At 71.2% G+C, this 18,844-nt stretch carries 21 protein-coding genes and 1 tRNA gene; 2 read left to right on the top strand and 20 right to left on the bottom strand.

Translation table 11 applies throughout. The features are described 5' to 3' along the window. Positions 1–26: 26 nt before the first annotated feature. The 6 genes from OJ997_RS12310 to OJ997_RS12335 all read right to left on the bottom strand — a co-directional run bounded on the left by OJ997_RS12310 (position 27) and on the right by OJ997_RS12335 (position 6,077). The gene (locus OJ997_RS12310; RefSeq protein WP_270025397.1) at positions 27–536 is read right to left on the bottom strand and encodes a CAP domain-containing protein; all 510 of its coding nucleotides are present in this window, start codon (positions 534–536) and stop codon (positions 27–29) included. Between the two features lie 52 nt (positions 537–588). Continuing rightward, the gene (locus tag OJ997_RS12315) at positions 589–2,259 is read right to left on the bottom strand and encodes a GGDEF domain-containing protein (RefSeq protein ID WP_270025398.1); all 1,671 of its coding nucleotides are present in this window, start codon (positions 2,257–2,259) and stop codon (positions 589–591) included. 2 nt (positions 2,260–2,261) lie between these two features. Continuing rightward, positions 2,262–2,849: a hypothetical protein gene (locus OJ997_RS12320; protein ID WP_270025399.1), complete on the bottom strand. Its 588-nt coding sequence runs from the start codon at positions 2,847–2,849 to the stop codon at positions 2,262–2,264. A 79-nt stretch (positions 2,850–2,928) separates the two neighbouring features. Beyond that, a complete protein-coding gene (locus OJ997_RS12325) occupies positions 2,929–3,648 on the bottom strand; it encodes a helix-turn-helix transcriptional regulator (protein ID WP_270025400.1) in 720 nt (239 codons plus the stop codon). A 162-nt stretch (positions 3,649–3,810) separates the two neighbouring features. Beyond that, positions 3,811–4,611 carry a helix-turn-helix domain-containing protein gene (locus OJ997_RS12330; protein WP_270025401.1) on the bottom strand — a complete coding sequence of 267 codons (801 nt, stop codon included), beginning with the start codon at positions 4,609–4,611 and terminating at the stop codon, positions 3,811–3,813. Positions 4,612–4,664: 53 nt separating this feature from the next. Then, positions 4,665–6,077 carry a DHA2 family efflux MFS transporter permease subunit gene (locus OJ997_RS12335; protein WP_270025402.1) on the bottom strand — a complete coding sequence of 471 codons (1,413 nt, stop codon included), beginning with the start codon at positions 6,075–6,077 and terminating at the stop codon, positions 4,665–4,667. A gap of 57 nt (positions 6,078–6,134) precedes the next feature. On the opposite strand from OJ997_RS12335, the gene OJ997_RS12340 reads away from it, so the two are divergent. Beyond that, positions 6,135–6,614, top strand: a complete 480-nt coding sequence (locus OJ997_RS12340; RefSeq protein WP_270025403.1) for a winged helix-turn-helix transcriptional regulator — start codon at positions 6,135–6,137, stop codon at positions 6,612–6,614. Between the two features lie 33 nt (positions 6,615–6,647). Here OJ997_RS12340 and OJ997_RS12345 read toward each other — a convergent pair. The 4 genes from OJ997_RS12345 to OJ997_RS12360 all read right to left on the bottom strand — a co-directional run bounded on the left by OJ997_RS12345 (position 6,648) and on the right by OJ997_RS12360 (position 8,772). Then, positions 6,648–6,720 (bottom strand) — tRNA-Lys (locus OJ997_RS12345). Between the two features lie 34 nt (positions 6,721–6,754). After that, complete coding sequence (locus OJ997_RS12350) at positions 6,755–7,465, bottom strand: tetratricopeptide repeat protein (protein ID WP_270025404.1); 711 nt, start codon at positions 7,463–7,465, stop codon at positions 6,755–6,757. 13 nt (positions 7,466–7,478) lie between these two features. Continuing rightward, a complete protein-coding gene (gene tatC, locus OJ997_RS12355; RefSeq protein WP_270025405.1) occupies positions 7,479–8,477 on the bottom strand; it encodes a twin-arginine translocase subunit TatC in 999 nt (332 codons plus the stop codon). Positions 8,478–8,505: 28 nt separating this feature from the next. After that, the gene (locus OJ997_RS12360) at positions 8,506–8,772 is read right to left on the bottom strand and encodes a Sec-independent protein translocase subunit TatA/TatB (RefSeq protein WP_270025406.1); all 267 of its coding nucleotides are present in this window, start codon (positions 8,770–8,772) and stop codon (positions 8,506–8,508) included. A gap of 158 nt (positions 8,773–8,930) precedes the next feature. Here OJ997_RS12360 and OJ997_RS12365 point away from each other — a divergent pair, with 158 nt between their 5' ends. Next, complete coding sequence (locus OJ997_RS12365) at positions 8,931–9,362, top strand: hypothetical protein (RefSeq protein ID WP_270025407.1); 432 nt, start codon at positions 8,931–8,933, stop codon at positions 9,360–9,362. Positions 9,363–9,371: 9 nt separating this feature from the next. Here the strand turns inward: OJ997_RS12365 and OJ997_RS12370 are convergent, their stop codons facing one another. The 10 genes from OJ997_RS12370 to OJ997_RS12415 form a co-directional block, all read right to left on the bottom strand. After that, positions 9,372–10,346 (bottom strand): polyprenyl synthetase family protein, encoded by a 975-nt coding sequence (locus OJ997_RS12370; RefSeq protein ID WP_270025408.1) that lies wholly within the window; start codon positions 10,344–10,346, stop codon positions 9,372–9,374. A 55-nt stretch (positions 10,347–10,401) separates the two neighbouring features. Beyond that, the gene (locus tag OJ997_RS12375) at positions 10,402–11,082 is read right to left on the bottom strand and encodes a ubiquinone/menaquinone biosynthesis methyltransferase (RefSeq protein WP_270025409.1); all 681 of its coding nucleotides are present in this window, start codon (positions 11,080–11,082) and stop codon (positions 10,402–10,404) included. 12 nt (positions 11,083–11,094) lie between these two features. Beyond that, positions 11,095–11,838, bottom strand: a complete 744-nt coding sequence (locus OJ997_RS12380; protein ID WP_270025410.1) for a c-type cytochrome — start codon at positions 11,836–11,838, stop codon at positions 11,095–11,097. A gap of 1 nt (position 11,839) precedes the next feature. Further along, complete coding sequence (locus OJ997_RS12385) at positions 11,840–12,643, bottom strand: cytochrome b (protein ID WP_270025411.1); 804 nt, start codon at positions 12,641–12,643, stop codon at positions 11,840–11,842. Further along, positions 12,640–13,329, bottom strand: a complete 690-nt coding sequence (locus OJ997_RS12390) for a QcrA and Rieske domain-containing protein (protein ID WP_270025412.1) — start codon at positions 13,327–13,329, stop codon at positions 12,640–12,642. Before OJ997_RS12390 ends, OJ997_RS12385 begins: the two co-directional genes overlap by 4 nt. Positions 13,330–13,379: 50 nt before the next feature. Then, on the bottom strand, positions 13,380–13,820 hold the full coding sequence (locus tag OJ997_RS12395; RefSeq protein ID WP_270025413.1) for a hypothetical protein: 441 nt from the start codon (positions 13,818–13,820) through the stop codon (positions 13,380–13,382). Beyond that, a complete protein-coding gene (gene hemL, locus OJ997_RS12400; protein ID WP_270025427.1) occupies positions 13,817–15,103 on the bottom strand; it encodes a glutamate-1-semialdehyde 2,1-aminomutase in 1,287 nt (428 codons plus the stop codon). The genes OJ997_RS12395 and hemL overlap by 4 nt, the downstream gene beginning before the upstream one ends. After that, positions 15,100–16,179, bottom strand: coding sequence for a siroheme decarboxylase subunit alpha (gene ahbA, locus OJ997_RS12405; protein ID WP_270025414.1), 1,080 nt, complete (start codon positions 16,177–16,179; stop codon positions 15,100–15,102). Before ahbA ends, hemL begins: the two co-directional genes overlap by 4 nt. Beyond that, the gene (gene hemB, locus OJ997_RS12410) at positions 16,164–17,141 is read right to left on the bottom strand and encodes a porphobilinogen synthase (RefSeq protein ID WP_270025415.1); all 978 of its coding nucleotides are present in this window, start codon (positions 17,139–17,141) and stop codon (positions 16,164–16,166) included. The genes ahbA and hemB overlap by 16 nt, the downstream gene beginning before the upstream one ends. Before the next feature lie 173 nt (positions 17,142–17,314). After that, positions 17,315–18,649, bottom strand: a complete 1,335-nt coding sequence (locus OJ997_RS12415; protein WP_270025416.1) for an AI-2E family transporter — start codon at positions 18,647–18,649, stop codon at positions 17,315–17,317. Between the last annotated feature and the right edge of the window lie 195 nt (positions 18,650–18,844).

Genomic DNA, 18,844 nt, shown 5'->3' on the forward strand with positions numbered 1-18,844 from the left:
GCATCGTCCGAAGGTCTGATTGAGGGTCAGCGCGCCCCGAGCGCGAGCGCGACGGTCACCGCACCCGTGCCCTGCACCGACTGCGGCGCGCCCTCGGCGAGTCCGATGCCCACCTCGCGTGCCCGTCGGGAGAGCACGAGCCGCCGGTGCGGTGGGCTCGCCATCCACATCCGCACGATCCCGGCGGGCGTCCCGCGCGACCCGGTGCCCCACGCGAGGCACTCCCCCACCCACCAGCGCGGGCGGTCGCGCAGGTACCCGGCCGCGCGGGCGCGGTCCCCGACGCCGTCGCCGTCGGGCGCGACGTGGGCGAAGTAGCTCCGCGCGACCATGTCCTTCGCGTGGCCTTGCGCCGCCTGAGCGAGCACGGACGAGGGGCGCAGCGGCGCACGATCGTGCTGCTCGCGCTCCGCGTTGACGTGACACGCGATCGCCCGCTCCGGCGCGAGCTCCGCGCACCGGTCCCGCTCCGCCGCCGCGGCGGACGGCGTGACGGTCATCGCGATGCAGAAGCTGAGCGCTGTACGTCCCTTCATGCACGCCAGCGTGTCCCGGCCGGAGCGTCCGGCAACGGGCCCGGCGCCCGGATCAGACCTTGGTCGGATCCGGCGCCGTGCGGTTGCGCCCGCCGTCCTTGGCGGCGACGAGCGCGCAGCGGGCGGCGTCCAGGAGCGCTTCGGCGCTGCAGGTGGAGGCGGTGCGCTCGGCGATCCCGATGCTGACCGTGAGCCGCACCGCGCCGGTGCCGGCGGGCACGTCGAGGCGGCCGATCCCGGTCCGCAGATCCTCGGCCACCATGTGCGCGCCTTCGAGCGACGTGCCCGGCAGGATGAGCACGAGCGTGTCCTCCTCATAGCGGGCGGCGACGTCCGTGAGCCGGGCGCGTTCGGCGACGAACCCGGCGATCGCGCGCAGGGCGTCGTCACCGGCGTCCTCGCCCAGGGCCTCGTTGACGTCGCGCAGGCCGTCGACGTCGAGCATGAGCGCGCTCAGGCGGCTCTCGGTGCGGTCGGCGCGTTCGACCGCGAGGTGCAGCTCGTCGCGAAGGGTGCGACGGTCCGGCAGGCCGACGAGCGGGTCGAGCCGCTGGCGGGCGACGACGCGCTCGGCCAGCTCACCCCGCTCGAGCGCCACCTGCGCCTGCGCCGCGAGATAGGCCAGCAGTCGGCGCTCGCGTGGGGTGAACGCGCGGTCGGCGCGGCCGACCGAGATCGCGCCGACGGGCTGCACGGGTACCGCGACCGCGTGCCACCCCGAGTCCTCCACCACCACCTCGGGCCGCCCGGACAACGCCCCGCGCTCCGCGGCCAGGAGCGCGCTCGTGTGCGCGGCGCACGCCTGCCCGGGGAGCGCGCCGAAGACCGTCGCGTCGTGCTCACCCGCCAGCCGGGCGCGGCCGGCGTCCGCGGCGAGCGCGTCGACCGCGGTCCCGACGGCGAGCTCGAGCACGTCGAGGCCTTCCAGCCCGGCGCCGAGGGTGCGACCGGCGCGGTGCAGCGCGAGGTCCACGCGCTCGCGCTCGCTCTCCAGGGCGGCGACTTCGTCGGCCGCGTCGGCGAGGCGGGCGTTGCGCTCCCGCGCCATCACCACCAGCAGCCCACAGAGCGGGACGAGGACGAGCGCGATCGCAGGTTGGTCCGCCGCGGCGACGCCGATGGCCACGCCGACAGGCGCGAGCGCGGCGTCGACGCCGAACACCACCGCCATCACGTGCAGCTGCAGCTCGGGCCGTATGCCGCGGCCGAGCCACTCGCGTCCGATCGACAGCGCTGCGTCGGCGGCGAACTGCGCGGCCAGCGCGTGGACGATGAGCACGGGCGTGGGGCCATCGAGGACGAGCAGGACGAGCACCGGCGCGAACACGTACGCGGCGTCGCCACCCGCCGTAAGCACCCGCCAGCCGGGATGGCGCACCGCGAGCGCGGCCGGCGTCGCGGCGAGGCAGAACGCGGCGGCAACCGCCGCGGGCACCCACGGCAGCGGGATCAGCCACAGCAGCGGGATCACCCCGAGCGTGGCGCCGGTGGCGCTGCCGCCGCCCGCGTGCAGGCGCACGGTCGACGTGACCGCCACCACCAGGATCCCGATCGCGAGCGCGGGCAGTGACGGCGCGGGGCCGCCGAACGCCGCGATGCAGCCGCCCGCGCCGGCGATCACCAGCGCCGTGAGGGCGAGCTCGATGCGGCGCTCACGCTGGGCCAGCGCGCGTGCCCGGTCGGGCCGCTCGCGCGCCAGCAGCGACTCGACCTCGTGCTGCAACGCTAGTGCTTGCTGTACGGGTCGAGGTACACGTCGTCGACGAGCCACTCGCTCTTGTAGCCGGCGGCGGTGAGCTCGAACCGCACGTTCCCCGGGCCGCCGAGCAGCGTGAGCAGGTTGACGATCACCGGCATCGGCAGCGTCGGCGACCAGCGCTCGGACGGGTTGAGCACGACGCCGATCGGCAGGCGCAGCTCGCCGAGGAGCGTCGGCACGACCACGGTCGCGCGCACCCGGCCGAGCGGCGCGCCCGTGTTGCGGGCGAAGAAGCGGATCGTGGGGCGGTCGATCGAGATGCAGACGGGCGGGGAGACCGCGGTCGCGCCGGCGGGCAGTTTGAGCGAGGTCGCGTGGCCGGCGCCACCGACGCGCCACGGCTCGTTGCCGGGCACGCGGCTCGCGCCGCCGGTCAGCGTCCACCCGTCGGCTTCGAAGCTGCCGATCGGGACGTACGGCGATGGGTCGAGCCAGGGGCGGAACACGCGCACCGTGGGTTCCTGCGGGCACGTGAGCGGTGCAGCGTGGGCGGCGCCGGGTGCGATCAGCGCGGTGGCGACGACAAGCGATCCGATGAGCTTCCGTGCGTACATGGGAGGGCTTCCTTGTCCGTTGGAGGGCACTCCAGGATCGACACACGCGGGGCGGATCGTCCACCGCCGCGGGCGCGGATCATCCGGAGGTCGTACGTGCCGCCTGCTCCTCGGCGCCCAGGCTGAGCGCGAGCTGCGTGCGCGTGCGCACGCCGACCTTGCTGTAGACGCGCGTGAGGTGGGTCTTCACGGTCGCCTCGGAGATGTGCAGCGAGCGCGCGATCTCCTGGTTGGTGGCGCCGCGCGCAACCAGCTCGGCCACGTCCATCTCGCGCTCGCTGAGCCCGCTGTCGGCGAGCAGCGGCCGCAGCGTGGGCTGCTCGGGGTCGAGCGTGCACGCGAACGCGTGCTCGAGCAGCGGCTGCATCCGGCGCAGCGCGGACAGGTCGGCGGTGCTGAACGGTCCGAGCTCGGGGGCCCGCAGCAGCGCGAACTGGGCGACGATCGTGCCCGCGTTGAAGAGGTAGACGTCCGCGCGGTCGGCGAGGCCCTGGTCGGCCAGGTACGCGCGATAGGCGTCGCAGGACTCCGGCTCGAAGTCCTTGAGCGCGAGCACCGTGGCCGCGTAGGACTCGACGCGCGCCGCAGTGAACGGGTCGGCGTCGGCGACGCACGCCAGGTAGCGCCGCCACATCCACGCCGGCTCGATCTCGAACCGCGCGGTCTGCAGCACGATCGCCTGATGCGACCGGTGCCGTCGGTCGACCGCGAAGTACCACGCGATCGTGGCCGGCGCGACCGCCGTCAAGGCGCTCAGCGCGTGCGCCTTCAGCCGCTCGGACGCTTCTCGCGCGCCCAAGGCCTGCGCGTGAGCGGCGAACGTGGGCTCAGGGGCGATCAGCGCGCTGTACGACGCGGGTCGTGAGGATCGGGACGCACGAAGACCCATGCGAGGTCCATCGGCCCGCCGAAGCGATACCCAACATCACGGCCTCGTTAATGGACGAACGATCTGCGTCGCTCAGGAAAGCTGGCTCGTCGGACGCTGGAACTGCGTCGCGAGCTCCGTTCGGCTCCGGATGCCCAGCTTCGCGTAGATCCGCGTGAGGTGGGTCTTGACCGTGGGCTCGGACATGCCGAGCCGCGTCGCGATCTCCGCGTTGCTCGCCCCGCACAGCACGAGCTGCGCGACTTCGCGCTCCCGCTCGGTCAACCGTTCCTCCGGGAGGATCGGCACCTGGCCGCCCGCGGAACAGCGGCCGAGCACGAGCGCGTCGGCGAGCAGCGGCGCGATCCGCGAGAGCAGACCCGCCTCCTGGCGGCGGTACGGCACTTCGCAGGAGGCGCGCAGCAGCACGATCCCCGCGACGATCCGGTCGTCCTCCCACAGGTAGGCATGGAGCGGCGAGCCGATGTCCAGCTTGCGCAGGTGGCGCCCGAACATCGAGCGCCGCAGCTCCTCCTCGCCGCCGACGTCGTCCGCGCACAGGGTCGTGCACGCCATCGCCTGCGCACGCCGCGCGCTGAAGGGATCGACCGGCTCGAGGGCCGAGAGGCGCTGCGCGATGTCGTCCGTGGCCGTGAAGGTCGCCGTCGTGCCGCGCAGCGCCATCACCGGCCGGCTCGCGCCGAGCTCGTCCACCTCGTAGAGGATCGCCAGCGACGCGGGCAGGAACATCGTCGTGGTCTCCAGCACCGAGGCCGATACCCGGCGGCGCGGCGCGCGCGCGAGGCGCGCCCGCACGAACTCCTGCTCGAGCGCCGAACCCGGGGTCGCGAACCCCTTCGACCTTGTCTCCGTGCTGTCCAGCAATCCCTGCATGCCGTTCAGTGTCGGCATGCAGACCCCGGTTGGGGATGCGACGTTGGTCTGATTCAGGTCTCGACGGTCGCGGCGACGGGTGCCGTCGTGGCGCGGGGCCGAGCCAGGAGCGTGAAGGCCGCGATCGAGGCGGCGAACGAGAGCGCCGCAAGGACCCACCAGCTGCGGTGGAACGCCGCGAGGTCGGGCGCGGCGCCGAGCAGCGCGATCAGCAGCGCGACGCCGATCGCCAGGCCGACCTGGCGCAGCGTGTTGATCACGGCCGAGCCCGTCGCGAACGCGTGCGGCGGCAGCGACCCGGCGGCGGTCGCCATGAGCGTCGGCAACGTCAGGCCGACGCCGATCCCGGTCAGCAGCATCCCCGGGAGCATGTCCGTCGCGTAGTGCGCCTCGTTGCCGATCTCCAGCGCGAACCACACGTGGCCGAGGCCGAAGATCGCGGTGCCGACCCCGGCGACGATGCCCGCTCCGTAGCGGGCGATGAGCCGCCCGGCGAGCAGCACACCGAAGATCGGCACCATCAGCGGGCCGGGCGCGATCGCCAGCCCGGTCTGCAGCGCCGACCAGCCCCAGGCGGTCTGCGCCCACAGCACCGCCGCCAGCAGCATCGCCCCGAACGCCATCGAGAACAGGAACATCGTCAGCCCTGCGCCGCGGAACGGCGCCGCGCGGAACAGCGACGGGTCCACGAGCGGGTTCTCGGCCCTCGCGGTGTGAAGGATGAACAGCGCGAGACCGACGACCGCCACGGCCAGGACGGCCAGCGTCGCGCCGCTCCCCCAGCCCCAGTCCTCGCCCTTTACCAGCCCGAGCGTGAGCGCGCCGATCGCCCCTGTTCCCAGGACCGCGCCGAACGCGTCCGGGTGCGGCACCGCGTGACCGGGCACGCGTGGCAGCCGCCGCCAGCCGACGACGAGCGCGATCAGGCCGATCGGCACGTTGACCAGGAAGACCCAGCGCCAGGACGCGGCGACGAGCACCCCTCCCAGCACCGGGCCGAGCGCGGCCGCGGCCCCGCCGACCGCGGTCCAGATCCGGACGGCGGTCGCCCGCTTGGCCGGTTCCGTCGTCACCAGGATCAGGCTCAGCGACGTCGGCGTGAGCAGCGCCGCCCCCAGCGCCTGCAGGACGCGGAACGCCACCAGTGCCGGGAGCGACTCGGCCGCCGCGCACGCCGCCGAGGCCGCCGTGAAGATCAGCACGCCGAGCAGGAACCCAAGGTCCCGCCGGCGCCGCTCCGCCATCCGACCGAACAGCAGCAGGAACGCGGCGTAGACGATCGCGTACCCGTTCAACACCCACGACAGGTCCGCGAGGTCCGGGTTCCCGAGGTCCGCCGCCATCTCCGGCAGCGCCACATTGACGATGAACAGGTCCAGGCTCGCCAGCACCACGGCCGCGCACACCACCACGAGGACGAGTCCGGACGACGCGTCGGCGCGTCGCAGCTGGCTTAGCTTCTGCATAGCCAGCACCGTACCATGCCTGACTCAGGTTGGATGAAGCCAGGTACGATGGACCTCATGGATGACGTCGTTCAGATGGCCGGCGCGCTCGACCCCCGCAGCGGCTGGAGCGCCACCCACTGCTCCGTGGCCAAGGCGCTCGACGTCGTCAGCACCCGCACGGCCTTCCTGCTCCTGCGCGAGGCCTTCTACGGCACCACCCGCTTCGACGACTTCGCCGAGCGCATCGGCGCGTCCGAGCCGGTCACGTCCGCCCGCCTCCGCGAGCTGGTCGACGCCGGCCTGCTCGTGAAGGAGCCCTACAAGGAGCCCGGCCAGCGCACCCGCCAGCGCTACGTCCTGACCGAGATGGGCACCGACCTGTTCCCGACCGTCGTCGCCCTCATGCAGTGGGGCGACCGCTGGACCAACGACGGCGGCTACGTCCACCTCGAGCACACGGGCTGCGGCGGGCGCATCCACGCCGAGCTCCGCTGCGAGCACGGCCACCCGGTCACGCCGGGCGAGACCGAGCTGCACCGCAACCGCGCCGCTTAACGACGAAACCGCGCTTTCGCGCGGTTTCGTTAGTGCCCCCGGAAGGAATCGAACCTTCAACCTTCGGATTAAGAGTCCGCTGCTCTGCCAATTGAGCTACAAGGGCGCCGGCCGCCAATAATAGCGGCGAAGCGTTGGCGCTAGCCGACGGTGGGCGTCGGGGTGACCGCTTCCTGGATCTGCTGGGTGATCGACTGGGTCTTGGCCTGCTCCAGCTGGTCCTTGAGCTCCTTCTTCTCGTCCGCGCCCTCGGTGAGGTCGACCGCCTTGGTGGCGGCGAGGTCGCCCTTGCGGGTCTGACCGGCCTGGTAGGAGAGGATCGCCAGGTTGGAGAAGGTGTTGGCCTTGGGCTCGAGCTCGGTCAGCATCTCCTGGGCCGTGACGGCCTTGGCGGGCTGGGAGACGGCGAGGTAGGCCTGCGTCATGTTGCGGACGAGGCGCTCGTCGGGCGCGGGCGGGTTGAGCGCGACGTACTTGTCGAAGGCGGCGCCGGCGGCGGTGAGCTGGCGGCGACCCTCGGCCGAGTAGTTGCTCGTGCTCGGGTCGATGTTGTCGCCCAGCTGCGCGAGGCGGTAGCGGGCCTGGGCGAGCTCGGCCCAGGCGGCCGGGTCGCTGGCGTTGGCCTTGGTCTTGGCGTCGGCGGCACGGACTTGGGCGGAGACGCGGTTGACCGCGTCCTTGCTGCCGTCGGTCGTGGAGCCCTGGTCTCGGAGCAGGTCGCCGATGCTGCCGGAAAGGCCGCTGGACCCGATGCCGAACCCGACGAAGCCCACGAACATGAGCAGGGCGAGGCCGAGGTAGACAACTTTGACGGTGCGGCGGCGAGCGCCGGTTCTCAGGTCGAACAGCATGGCGTGGTGCGGACTAGTCCCGGTCGATGGTGAGGTGCTCTGGCTCAGAGTCCTCAAGATCTTCGAGGTCCTCCGGGGCGGCGCGACCTGCGCGCCGGTCTAGCAGCCAGGAGAACAGAATAGAGGCCTCAAATAAAACGTACATAGGGGCCATCATCATCCCCATCGTTATGGGGTCCTGGCCAGGCAGCAACATCGCCGCCACGGCGATCGCCAGGATCGCGTAACGACGGTTGTGCGCGAGCTGGCTGGTGGAGACGATCCCCACCCGCGTGACGGCCACGATCGCAACGGGGATCTGGAAAAGCAGCCCCATCGCGATCAGGAGCATGAGCACGAACTTGTAGTACGGCTGCGCCTGGATCAACACGTCGAACTGGTCCGTGTTGAAGTTCTGGAGGAACTCGATCGCCCTCGGGACGACCGTGAAGTAGCCGAAGACGACTCCCCCAATGAATAGGAACGGCACTGCCAACATGGCGGGGAGCGCCACCTGCTTCTCGCGCGGGGAGAAGGCGGGCAGGACGAACGCGTACACCTGGTAGAGGATCAGCGGCAGCGAGAGCAGCAGGCCGGCGTAGGCGGCGACCTTGAGCGTCTGCATGAACGGCTCGGACACGCCGAGGGTGACCGGCTTGCGGGCCGTGACCTCCGGGGCGAGCTTCGCGACCCGTTCGCTCTCCTCAGCGGCGTCGATCAGGGCGGACTTGGCGCCCGTGTCGTCCTCGCGGGCGGCCAGCGCCCGGAAGACGGCCGCGTGGCTCCCCAGGACCTTGGAGATCTCCTGATCGAAGCCGGCGCCCTGCTGGATCGGGTCGCGGTGGCCCTCGTCGACCGTGGAGGTCAACGGCTCGTTCAGGATGTCGAGGACCTCCTGGTTGAACACGAAGGACACCACCGTCGCGGCGATGAACGCCACGAGGCAGACGACGATCCTGACCCGGAGCTCCGTGAGGTGCTCGACGAGGCTCAGGCGGTCTTCATGCGCGACGGATCGCAGCGCGCTCGCCATGGTGCAACGGGGTTAGACGCTCCGCGCGCTAGCGCGGGGTGTGCTCGCGCGCGGGCTCATCCGCGAGCGGCGCCTTCTCGCCCTCGGGGCGACCGAGCGCGGTCTCGACCTTGCTGCGGTCGTCGTCGTAGTCGTCATCGTCGCGGTCGTTCTTGCCGCTGCCGGTGATCGAGTCCTTGAACTCACGCATGCCGGTGCCGAGCTGACGACCAAGACCCGGCAGGCGCTTGGGGCCGAAGATCAGGAGCATGATCACGAAGACGATCGCGAGCTCCGGGAGTCCGATGTTTGGCATCGCGCTTCTCTCCGCAGACAGATTCGGGGTGGACTGGCGTCCCTGGGGACAAGGCTAGCGGTAACACGCGTCGCCGTTCGGTCAAGTTCGTGAACGCCGCGTCGATTACCGGGAGGCAAGTCGGTTTTGCCCCCTCCCCCGAAGCGACCAGACAGACCATGAGCCAGCCCACGAACTCAAACGGCCAGTACGTCCGACGCGTCACGCTGCCTTCGGGGCGGCAGATCGAGGTCGTCTACTTCGAGCCGCTCGCCGCCGAAGCCGCCGGCCAGGCCGCGATGCCCAAGGCCAACCCGACGGTGGACCTCAGCGTCTGCCCCGAGTGCGACCGTGACCTGGTCTACCCGGTGGACTGGGAGGAAGCCTCCCCGACGCACTGGGAGGTCGAGCTCCGCTGCCCGAACTGCGAGTGGAACGAGATCGGCACCTACGACCAGGGGACCGTCGACCGCTTCGACGAGCACCTGGACAACGGCACCGACGCCCTCGTGAAAGACCTCCGTCGCCTCGTGCAGGCGAACATGGAGGCCGAAGCCGATCGCTTCGCCGCCGCCCTCGAGGCCGGCGCGATCCTTCCCGAAGACTTCTAGGCCGCGAGCCTACGCGTAGCGGTCGACGACGCCGTCGGCCACCAGCTCGAGCGCTGCCTGCTGCGAAGGCTCAGGCAGCGCCGTCAGCTTCGCCTTCGCCTCGGCGACCATCGCCAGCGCCTCTTGCCGGGCCGCTTCGAGCGCGCCCGTCGCCGCGATCGCGTCGCACACGCCCTCGGCCGCCTCCGGCGTACGCACCGAGCGCAGGTCCAGGCCCGCCAGCTCAGGGTCGCGCTCACGCGCGAGGATCAGCGGCAGCGTGACCGTGCCGTCCAGCAGGTCCGTCCCGCGGTGCTTGCCCGTCCGCTCCGCCGGGCCACTCACGTCGAGCACGTCGTCCAGGAGCTGGAACGCGATGCCGATCTCCTCGCCGAACGCACCGAGGAGCGGGACGTTGCCGCCACCCGCCAACGCGCCGAGCTCGCACGCCGCACGGAACAGCCGCGCGGTCTTCAGATCACAGCGGCGCAGGTAGCGCTCGCGCGTCGTCTGGAGCTTCCAGGCGTCCTCGCGCTGCAGCAGCTCGCCCTGGACCAGGGCCGAAGAGGCGTCCGAGAGCACGCGCACCGCGGCGGGCGAACCACCGCCCGCCAGCTCCGCGAACGCGCGCGAGAACAGCAGATCGCCCGTGGCCGTCGCGATCGAGCGGCCGGCGGCGGCCACGACCGTCGGCCGGCCGCGGCGCAGCACGGCCGCGTCGAGCACGTCGTCGTGGACGAGCGTGGCCGAGTGCACGAGCTCCACCGCCACGGCCGCACGGAGCGCCGCGTCGTGTCCGGACGGGGCCGGTCCGGCCGCGACGAAGACCAGCAGCGGACGGAGTCGCTTGCCGCCGGCGGCAATCGTGGCGGTCGCGTGCTCGCCCAGGACCGCGCCGTGCGAGCCGGCGACGGTGACGAGCCGCGCCTCGAGCGCGTCCATCAGCCCGGGGACGTGCGCGCCCCCTGCCTCGACGACCGCGGCGACCGCCTCGGCGCTCGCCACTAGTGGTCGCCCCGGTGGCCCGGCGTGAACGCGCGTCGGGTGGCCGGGACGGCCACTAGGCGACGGTTCCGTGGTGGATGGCGATGATGCCGCCGGCCGTGAGGACCCAGCCGACGTCCTTGCAGCCCGCCGCGACGAGCTCGCCCGCCAGGGCCTCGGGCCCCGGGAAGCGTTTCACGGAGGCCGGGAGGTACGTGTAGGCGTCATCGAAGCGACCCATCAGCGGCACGATGCGATCGAACCACACGGAGAAGAAGGTCGACAAGGGCGGCTTTTGCGGCGTGGTGATCTCCAGGATCACGACCCGCCCGCCCGGCTTGACCACGCGAACCATCTCGCGCAGGCCCTGCGGCAGGTCGCCGAAGTTGCGCGCGCCGAAGCCGACCGTCGCGGCGTCGAACTCGTCGTCGGCGTACTGGAGCGCCGTCGCGTCCGCCTGCTCCCAGGTGAGGCCCGGGGCCTTCACGCGGGCGCGGTCGAGCATGCCCTGCGAGAAGTCCGAGCCGACGACGTCGCCGCCGCGGGAGGCGATCTCGATCGCGAGATCGCCAGTGCCCGACGCGACGTCGAGCGCACGGGTGCCGGGGCCGACGCGCGCGAGATCGACCGCGCGCGAGCGCCACCGGTGGTGCAGACCCGCCGTCATGACGGTGTTCATGACGTCGTAGACCCCGGCGATGCGATCGAACATCGCCCGCACGGAGTCGGCGGGAAGGGTGCCGGGACCGGCGGCCATCGCCGCTGGGACCTAGCCCTCTTCGCCGGAGTCGTTCTGAATCCGGCCCTCGTCTTCGCCCTTGAGCGAGGCCAGGAAGTCCACCATCGCGGCCTTCTTCTCCTCGGGCAGGCCGGCGAACGACGGCATCGGCGCCGTGGGGTTGTCCAGCGTGCGGCGGATCGCGCCCTTGTCCAGCACCGCGCCGATCTCGGTCAGGTGCGGACCGAGGTCACCGCCGTTCTCGCCGATCTTGTGGCAGGCGAGGCAACCGGACTGGGCCACGACGACCTTGCCCTTCTCGTACTCGGGCGCCACTTCCATCTCGATCGAGTTCGGCGAACCGGCCGCTGCGCCGAGGTAGGTCAGGTAGCCCATCGAGAAGATGATCAGGATGCCGGCGATCGTCGCGATCGGACGGCGCTCGGGGCGACGCTCCGGCCCGCGGTCGATGAACGGCAGCAGGAAGAGCAGGATCATGCAGATCGTCGGCACGCCGATGGTCGCGAACGGGACCAGCTCGGGCGGCTTGATGACGCGCAGGAGCTCGAAGAGGAAGAAGAAGTACCACTCCGGGCGGGGGACGTACGTGGTCGTCGTCGGGTCGGCCTTCGGGCCGAGCTCAGCGCCGAGGACGATCGACATCGTGATGATCACGACCATCACGAACGCCATCATGATCGCGTCCTTGGCGACGGCGTACGGGAAGAACGGCTTCCCCTTCGCCTTCAGGAGCGCGTACTCGCGGAGGTATTCCTCCTTCTCACGCTGATTCATGTCAGACCTGCTCCTCGCGGAGCTTCTCGTCGACGTCGGCCCGCAGCCACGGCGGCGCGGTGGTGCCGAGCCTCGCGACCAGGTACAGATGCGCGCCGATGAGCGCAGCGATCAGCCCGGGCACGAGCATCATGTGGATGGCATAGAACCGCGACAAGGTCGTGGCGCCGAAGTCGCCACCACCTCGCAGGAAGTCCGAGAGGAACGGGCCCACGAACGGGCCGGTGCCGTTGATGTTCGCGGCCACGATCGTCGCCCAGTAGGAGCGCTGGTCGAACGGCAGCAGGTAGCCCGTGAGCGACATCACGAACGTGAGGATCACGAGCACCACGCCGATGATCCACTGCAGCTCGCGTGGGTACTTGTACGCGCCGAAGAAGAACGTTCTCGCCATGTGCAAGAAGATCAGGATCACCATCACCGTCGAGCCCCACTTGTGCATGCCGCGCACGAACTCGCCGAGGAACACGTCGTTGGTGATGTGGCGGGCGGACTCGTAGGCCTGCGTCGCCGAAGGCGTGTAGTACATCGCCAGGAAGACGCCCGTGATGGCCTGCGAGACGAAGGCGAACATCGTCGCCGAGCCCAGCGTGTAGAACCAGTTGGTGCCCTTGGGCACCTTGCGGAACATCATCCAGCGCAGGCCGCCGGACAGCGACGCGCGCTCGTCCAGCCAGTCCGCGGCGGTGATGCCGCCCTCGCGCACCTGCTCGAGCTTGGTGGGCTTGGGTGCGGCGCCGGGGCGATCCGGCTTCTCCTGGAAGCGCTTGGGAAGCGGTGGCTTGGGAAGAGTCGGCAGCTTCATGGGTTCTTCGGCGTCGAGAAACGCCCGGGGTAGAGGTACTGGCCGATGCCGTCCAGCGGCTGACCCGGGTCACGGAAGCTCGGGAAGCGCGTGAACTCGGAGTTGACCGAGTAGCGCGGGCCGACCTCGACCTGCCCGTTGCGCATGCGGGTGTAGAAGCGGTCGAGCGGGCGGACCGGCGGACCGCCGACCACGCCGCCGTCGAAGCCGTAGACGCCGCCGTGGCACGGGCAGATGAAGCGCTCGGCGGCGGCCGTCCAGCGGACGGGGCAGCCGAGGTGCATGCAGCGGCTGGAGATCGCGATCACCGGGGCGTCGGTCTCCGGCGGCGCCGGCATGCCTTCCTTGGCGTCGAACTCGGGGTTGAAGCGGCGCACGTAGACCGTCGCCTTGCCGACCTCGCCGATCCCCTGCGTGAGGGTGACGACGCGCGGGATGTAGTCGTCGTCGGGGAAGTCTTCGGGCTTGCCGATCGGCGTCCAGATCACCGGCGCGCGCTCGAAGATGGCCGAGCCGGCGGCGAAGCCGAGCACGGGCAAAAGCACGGCCGCGGTGGCGATTCCGCCGGCGGCGTGCGTGGTCATCGTCATGAAGCGGCGCCGCGTGACCGTCTCGCCTTCGAAGGCGCCGGGGATATTGCGGTCGGCCGTGTACTTCGACTTCGGCTCTTTGCGACTCTCAGGCAAGGGGCTGGAACGATATCGCTCGATGGGATACGGACGGCTTTAGGGGAGCTTCAGGCGCCGCGCCACTGACGTTTAAGCGCCTCGTGGTCAGGTGACGGACCGACTGCAACGGCCGTTGCGCCAGCGCTCCAGACGGCCTCGGCACGCGCGGGATCACCTTCAGCGTGGGCCTGGGCGCACAGCGCGATCACGTCGGCGAGCTCCGCGACGGCCTCCAGGTCACCCGTCGCGGCGAGCCGCTCGAGGCCGAGCGCGTAGAGGCGATCGCCGGCGAGCAGCGCGAGGTCGGGGTCCTCAGGACGCACGACCCGGCCCTCGCCGTAGTGCTCGAGGTAGCCCTCGCGGATCGCCTCGACGAGCAGCGGGTAGCCGTCGCCCTTGGCCGCGACGGCATCGCCGTGCGGCGTCTCGGCGCCGGAGTCCACGACGGTCTCGGCAAGGATCCCGCCCTCGGAGCGCAGCTCCGAGGCCAGCCGGTCAAGTGCGCTCATAGGACCTCGGCGAAGGCCGCCGCGGCCGCCTCGACCGTGCGGGCGATGTGGTCGGCGGTGTGGGCGGTGGAGGGGAACCAGGCCTCGAACTGCGAAGCGGGCGGATAGACGCCGCGGGCGAGCAGGGCGCGGCACCAGGCGCCGTAGGTGTCCAGGTCGCACGCGGCGGCGCTCGCGTAGTCCGTGGGCGGCTCCGCGGCGAAGAAGACGGTCACGAGGCCCGTGGTGGAGGTCACCGAGATCGGATGGTCTCCGGCCGCCTCGCGCAGGCCGTCGGCCAGGGCGCGCGTGGTGTCGCTGAGCGACATGTAGGCCTGCTCGTCGAGCAGCGCGAGCGTCGCCCGGCCCGCGGCGACCGCCAGCGGGTTCCCGCTCAGCGTGCCGGCCTGGTAGACCTCGCCGGCCGGCGCGATCTGCTCCATCAGCGCGATCGGGCCGCCGAACGCCGCGGCCGGGAGCCCGCCGCCGATGATCTTGCCCATCACGGTCAGGTCCGGCAGCACGCCCGTCAGCTCCTGCGCCCCGCCCGGAGCGACCCGGAAGCCGGTGATGACCTCGTCGAACACGAGGAGCGTCTCGTAGCCCGTGCAGAGGTCCCGCAGCAGCTCGAGGAAGCCCGGCGCGGGCGGGATCAGGCCCATGTTGGCCGGGTAGGGCTCGACCAGGACCGCGGCGAGCTCATGCTCGGCGAACGCGGCCTTGACCGCCTCCTCGTCGTTCCAGGGCACGACGACGGTCGCCGCGGCCGCACCCTCGGGCACGCCGGGCGAGGACGGGATGCCCTGGGTCGCGAGGCCGGAGCCCGCGGCGGCGAGCAGGCCGTCCACGTGGCCGTGGTAGGCGCCGGCGAACTTGAGCAGCTTCTCGCGGCCCGTCGCGGCCCGGGCGAGCCGGATCGCGCTCATCGACGCCTCGGTGCCCGACGACGTCATCCGCAGCATGTCGACGGCCGGCATGCGCGCGCTCACGGCCTCCGCCAGCTCGACCTCACCCGCCGTCGGCGCGCCGAAGGAGGTGCCGTTGGCGGCCGCCGCGGTGATCGCTTCGAGGATCTCCGGGTGGGCATGGCCGTGGATGAGCGGGCCCCAGGAGCAGACGTAGTCCACGTAGACGTTGCCGTCGACGTCGGTCAGCTCGGCGCCGGAGGCGCGCTCGATGAAGATCGGGTCACGTCCGATGGCACGCATCGCCCGCACGGGGGAGTTCACCCCGCCCGGAAGGACGTGCAGCGCCCGCCGGTAGAGCTCGGACGAGCGCGTGTCGGAGAGGGACGAGGCGCTTATGAGCTGTGCTCCTGTTCCCAGCGCTTGAAATCGTCCGTGAAGTACATCATCCGGACCTTCTTGAACTCGGTGCTCGAGTAGAGCGTCGCGCGCTCGGTGATGCCGGTGTCCTCGGCGATCGCGTCCAGCACCGCGTCGCACTCCTCCTTGGAGCGCCCGTGGGCCATCGTGAAGACGGAGTAGGGCCAGTCGGCGTAGGTCGGGCGCTGGTAGCAGTGCGAGACGCCGCGGAACGCCGCCATCCGCCGGCCCGTCTCGAGGATCTCGTCGGCCGGGACCGCCCAGACGCCCATGCCGTTGGCGCTGAAGCCGGCGCGGCGGTGGTAGAGGATCGCCGCGACGCGCCGCAGCCCGCCGCGCTCCTGCAGCGACGCGAGCCGCGCGAGCACGTGGGCGACCGGCAGGCCGAGCTTCTCGGCGGCCGGGACGTACGCGTCCGACCGCACCTCCATCGGGCCCTGCGTGGCCTTGATGACCTCGATGTCGAGCGCGTTGAGCTCGATCGGGTCCAGCTCCATCGGCTCGACCGCCTCGCCGGCGGTCTTGAGCGCGTCCGTCCCGCCCTCCATCTCCAGGTCCATGCGGATCTTGAAGAGCTTGAGCGTCGGCAGCTGGCGGATCGACTCGGCGCCGGTCTTGGCCGCCATCACGTCCAGCGTGCCGTCCAGGCCGAGCTTGGAGTCGGGCTCGACGGCGAGCGTGAACCAGAGGTTGAACTCGTGGTTGCGCAGGTAGTTGTGCGTGACGCCCGGGTGCGAGTTGATGAACTGCGCGGCGCGGTGCGGGTTGTCGGCGTCGACCTTCGCCGCGACGAGCATCGACTCGTAGCCGAGCGCGCGGGTGTCGAAGATCGGCGTGATCTCGCGGATGATCCGCTTGTCGAGCAGGTACTGGACCCGCTCCATCACCTCGTCCTCGGAGATCTCGGCCTTGTCCGCCACGCCCTTGAAGGGGTCCGCGCGGAGCTCGAACGAGCCCTGCATGAGGTTCAGGAGCTTTTTGTCGGTCTCGTCCAACGGCACGGCCGAGCCGTCCTTGCGGGAGCGGACCTTGGACCGGGCTATTGGCTGAGCCACTTCGCGACGTCCTTTGCGTGGTAGGTGATGACGATGTCGGCGCCGGCCCGGCGGATGCCGGTGAGCGTCTCGAGCACCGCGGCCCGTTCGTCGAGCAGGCCCTGCGCGGCGGCCGCTTTGACCATCGCGTACTCCCCGCTCACGTTGTACGCGGCTACGGGCATGTTCGTCTCATCCTTGACCCGCCGGATGATGTCCAGATACGGCAACGCGGGCTTGACCATGACGATGTCGGCGCCCTCTTCGACGTCCAGCTTGGCCTCGCGCACAGCTTCAAGAGCGTTGGCGGGGTCCATTTGATAGCCCTTGCGATCGCCCGACTGCGGGGTCGAGTCGGCCGCGACGCGGAACGGACCGTAGAAGGCGGACGCGAACTTGGCGCTGTAGGCGATGATCGGCGTCTCGCTCAGGCCGTGCTCGTCCAGCGCGGCGCGGAGCGCACCCACGCGTCCGTCCATCATGTCGCTGGGCGCGACGGCATCGGCACCGGCGGTGGCCTGCGCGACCGCCGTGCGAGCGAGCAGCTCGAGCGTGGAGTCGTTGTCGACGACGCCGTCCTCGCGCAGCACGCCGCAGTGCCCGTGGGACGTGTATTCGCACAGGCAGAGGTCCGTGATGACCAATAGGTCCGGATAAGCGGACTTGATCGCCCGGGTCGCGAGCTGAATCACGCCTTCGTCGTCCCAGGCGCCGGAGCCCTCCGGGTCTTTGGACGCCGGCAGGCCGAACAGCAGGACGGCCGGAATGCCGAGGCCGTGCGCGATGCCCGCCTCCTCGACGGCACCGTCGATCGAGAGGTGGTCGATGCCCGGCAGCTCCGGGATCGGCGTGCGCTTGGGCCCGCTCGCCACCACGAACATCGGATAGACGAGCTGGGAGACGCGCAGCTCCGTCTCGCGGACGAGCTCGCGCAGCACGCTCGTCTGACGCAGGCGGCGCAGGCGGGTGGCGGGGAAGGCCATCACCAGTTGAGGTTATCCCGGAGTCATCGATGACCGTGGATGCCTCGGCGCCGTAGGCCCCGTTCATGGTCGATCGGCCGGGCCGACGCAGGGCGGGTCCTTCGTGGCCCGGCCGATCGGGCAGGGGCGGTGCATACGGTGGCGAGGCGCCGCGGGGATCGGTGGCTCCGGGATTATCCCGGCGCTGTGGCCGAGGCCGCGACTGCGCTCTCATCATCGCCGAGCTCCGTGCCGCACGCGGGACACTCCGTGGCCCCGCGCGGGACCGGCTCGCCGCACTCCGGGCACGGCACGCCGGACGGCTCCGGCTCCGGCGGCGGTGGCGCGGCGGCCGGCAGGTCCCACTTCTGGAAGCGGATATGGCGGTGGACGTAAACGACCGTCTCGCGGACGATCGCCGCGAGCGGGAGCGCGATGAAGGCGCCGATGAACCCGGCTATCTCCCCGCCCAGCAGCAGCGCGAAGATCACCAGCAGCGGGTTGAGCTGCAACGCGGAGCCGAACACGTTGGGCGCGACGACGTGCCCCTCGAGCTGCTGGAGCGCGGTGAAGGCGATGATCAGCCAGACGGCGTCGAACGGGTTGTCGCTCAGCGCCGCGATCAGCACGGGCGGGAACCCGCCGACCGCGGGGCCGATGTACGGGATCAGCTCCGCGATCCCGAACCAGGCGCCGAACGCGACCGCGTACGTCTTGCCCTCCGGGAAGATCCCGAACGAGCCCAGGACGTAGAGCATCAGGCCGGCGCTCGTGCCCATGATCAGGCTGAAGAGGAACTGCCCGCGGACGTAGCCGAACAGGGAGGCCTGCACGCGCGTCGGGAAGTCGTCCTCGGGCGTGCCGTCGCCGGGCGGGAAGACGGCGCGGACGATCGCCCCGATCCGGTCGCCGTAGATGAGCATGTAGATCGCCAGGACGATGATCAGGATCAGCGCGATGCTGGCCTCGACCAGGCGCTGCAGCGCTTCGCGCGTGAACCCGACGACCTCGCCGGCGCCGCCCGTCAGCCGCTCGCCGATCGTCTGCAGCGCGGTTTCGCCCTCCTGCTTGATCTCGACGTCGAAGCCACGGCGATCCAGCCAGTCCTGCAGGTCGGCGAGCGCGTCGTTGGCGTCGTCGACGTAGCCGGGGATCTCACGCTGGAGCGCGGACGCCTGGTCGGAGATCGGGTCCGCGAGCAGGAAGCCGACGCCCGTCAGCAGCGCCACCACGGACGCCATCACGATCGCCACCGCCGGGCCGCGCGGGATCCGCAGCCGCTGGACGAGCGTGACGAGCGGGTTCAGCAGCAGTGCGATCAGCCCGGCGATCGTGAACAGCAGCAGGACGTGGCCCGCGGCCTTCAGGAGCAGGAACGCGCCGACGATCGACAGCGGCAGCAGCACGAGCTGCACCCACCGCGGCACGAGCACCGGCGCGACCCGCCCAGGCGGCACGGGCGGAGGCGTGTGCGTCGGGTCTGCGCCCTCCGGCGCCTCCTCCCCGAGGTCGGCCCGCGACTCCTCCATACGGCGACGATAGCTTCTGGTGTCCCGACTCAGAATTTCGCGGGCGCCTACCGGGCGTCTCGCCGCGCCTGGCGGCCGCCGGCGATCCCGCACGTACCACCAGTATGCGCTGGAATCACCAGCGGACCCAGCCACGACGATCGGGCCCGCTATGCGCACACGAACTTCCGACTCGGGACACTAGCCATCACCTCC

It is taken from the genome of Solirubrobacter phytolaccae (assembly GCF_027587195.1).
Taxonomy (GTDB): domain Bacteria; phylum Actinomycetota; class Thermoleophilia; order Solirubrobacterales; family Solirubrobacteraceae; genus Solirubrobacter; species Solirubrobacter phytolaccae.

Coding starts and splice junctions, on each gene's coding strand:
- OJ997_RS12310 (WP_270025397.1), bottom strand. CDS start 536: ATGAAGGGACGTACAGCGCTCAGCTTCTGCATCGCGATGACCGTCACG.
- OJ997_RS12320 (WP_270025399.1), bottom strand. CDS start 2,849: ATGTACGCACGGAAGCTCATCGGATCGCTTGTCGTCGCCACCGCGCTG.
- OJ997_RS12330 (WP_270025401.1), bottom strand. CDS start 4,611: ATGCAGGGATTGCTGGACAGCACGGAGACAAGGTCGAAGGGGTTCGCG.
- OJ997_RS12335 (WP_270025402.1), bottom strand. CDS start 6,077: ATGCAGAAGCTAAGCCAGCTGCGACGCGCCGACGCGTCGTCCGGACTC.
- OJ997_RS12340 (WP_270025403.1), top strand. CDS start 6,135: ATGGATGACGTCGTTCAGATGGCCGGCGCGCTCGACCCCCGCAGCGGC.
- OJ997_RS12350 (WP_270025404.1), bottom strand. CDS start 7,465: ATGCTGTTCGACCTGAGAACCGGCGCTCGCCGCCGCACCGTCAAAGTT.
- tatC (WP_270025405.1), bottom strand. CDS start 8,477: ATGGCGAGCGCGCTGCGATCCGTCGCGCATGAAGACCGCCTGAGCCTC.
- OJ997_RS12360 (WP_270025406.1), bottom strand. CDS start 8,772: ATGCCAAACATCGGACTCCCGGAGCTCGCGATCGTCTTCGTGATCATG.
- OJ997_RS12365 (WP_270025407.1), top strand. CDS start 8,931: ATGAGCCAGCCCACGAACTCAAACGGCCAGTACGTCCGACGCGTCACG.
- OJ997_RS12375 (WP_270025409.1), bottom strand. CDS start 11,082: ATGGCCGCCGGTCCCGGCACCCTTCCCGCCGACTCCGTGCGGGCGATG.
- OJ997_RS12380 (WP_270025410.1), bottom strand. CDS start 11,838: ATGAATCAGCGTGAGAAGGAGGAATACCTCCGCGAGTACGCGCTCCTG.
- OJ997_RS12385 (WP_270025411.1), bottom strand. CDS start 12,643: ATGAAGCTGCCGACTCTTCCCAAGCCACCGCTTCCCAAGCGCTTCCAG.
- OJ997_RS12395 (WP_270025413.1), bottom strand. CDS start 13,820: ATGAGCGCACTTGACCGGCTGGCCTCGGAGCTGCGCTCCGAGGGCGGG.
- hemB (WP_270025415.1), bottom strand. CDS start 17,141: ATGGCCTTCCCCGCCACCCGCCTGCGCCGCCTGCGTCAGACGAGCGTG.
- OJ997_RS12415 (WP_270025416.1), bottom strand. CDS start 18,649: ATGGAGGAGTCGCGGGCCGACCTCGGGGAGGAGGCGCCGGAGGGCGCA.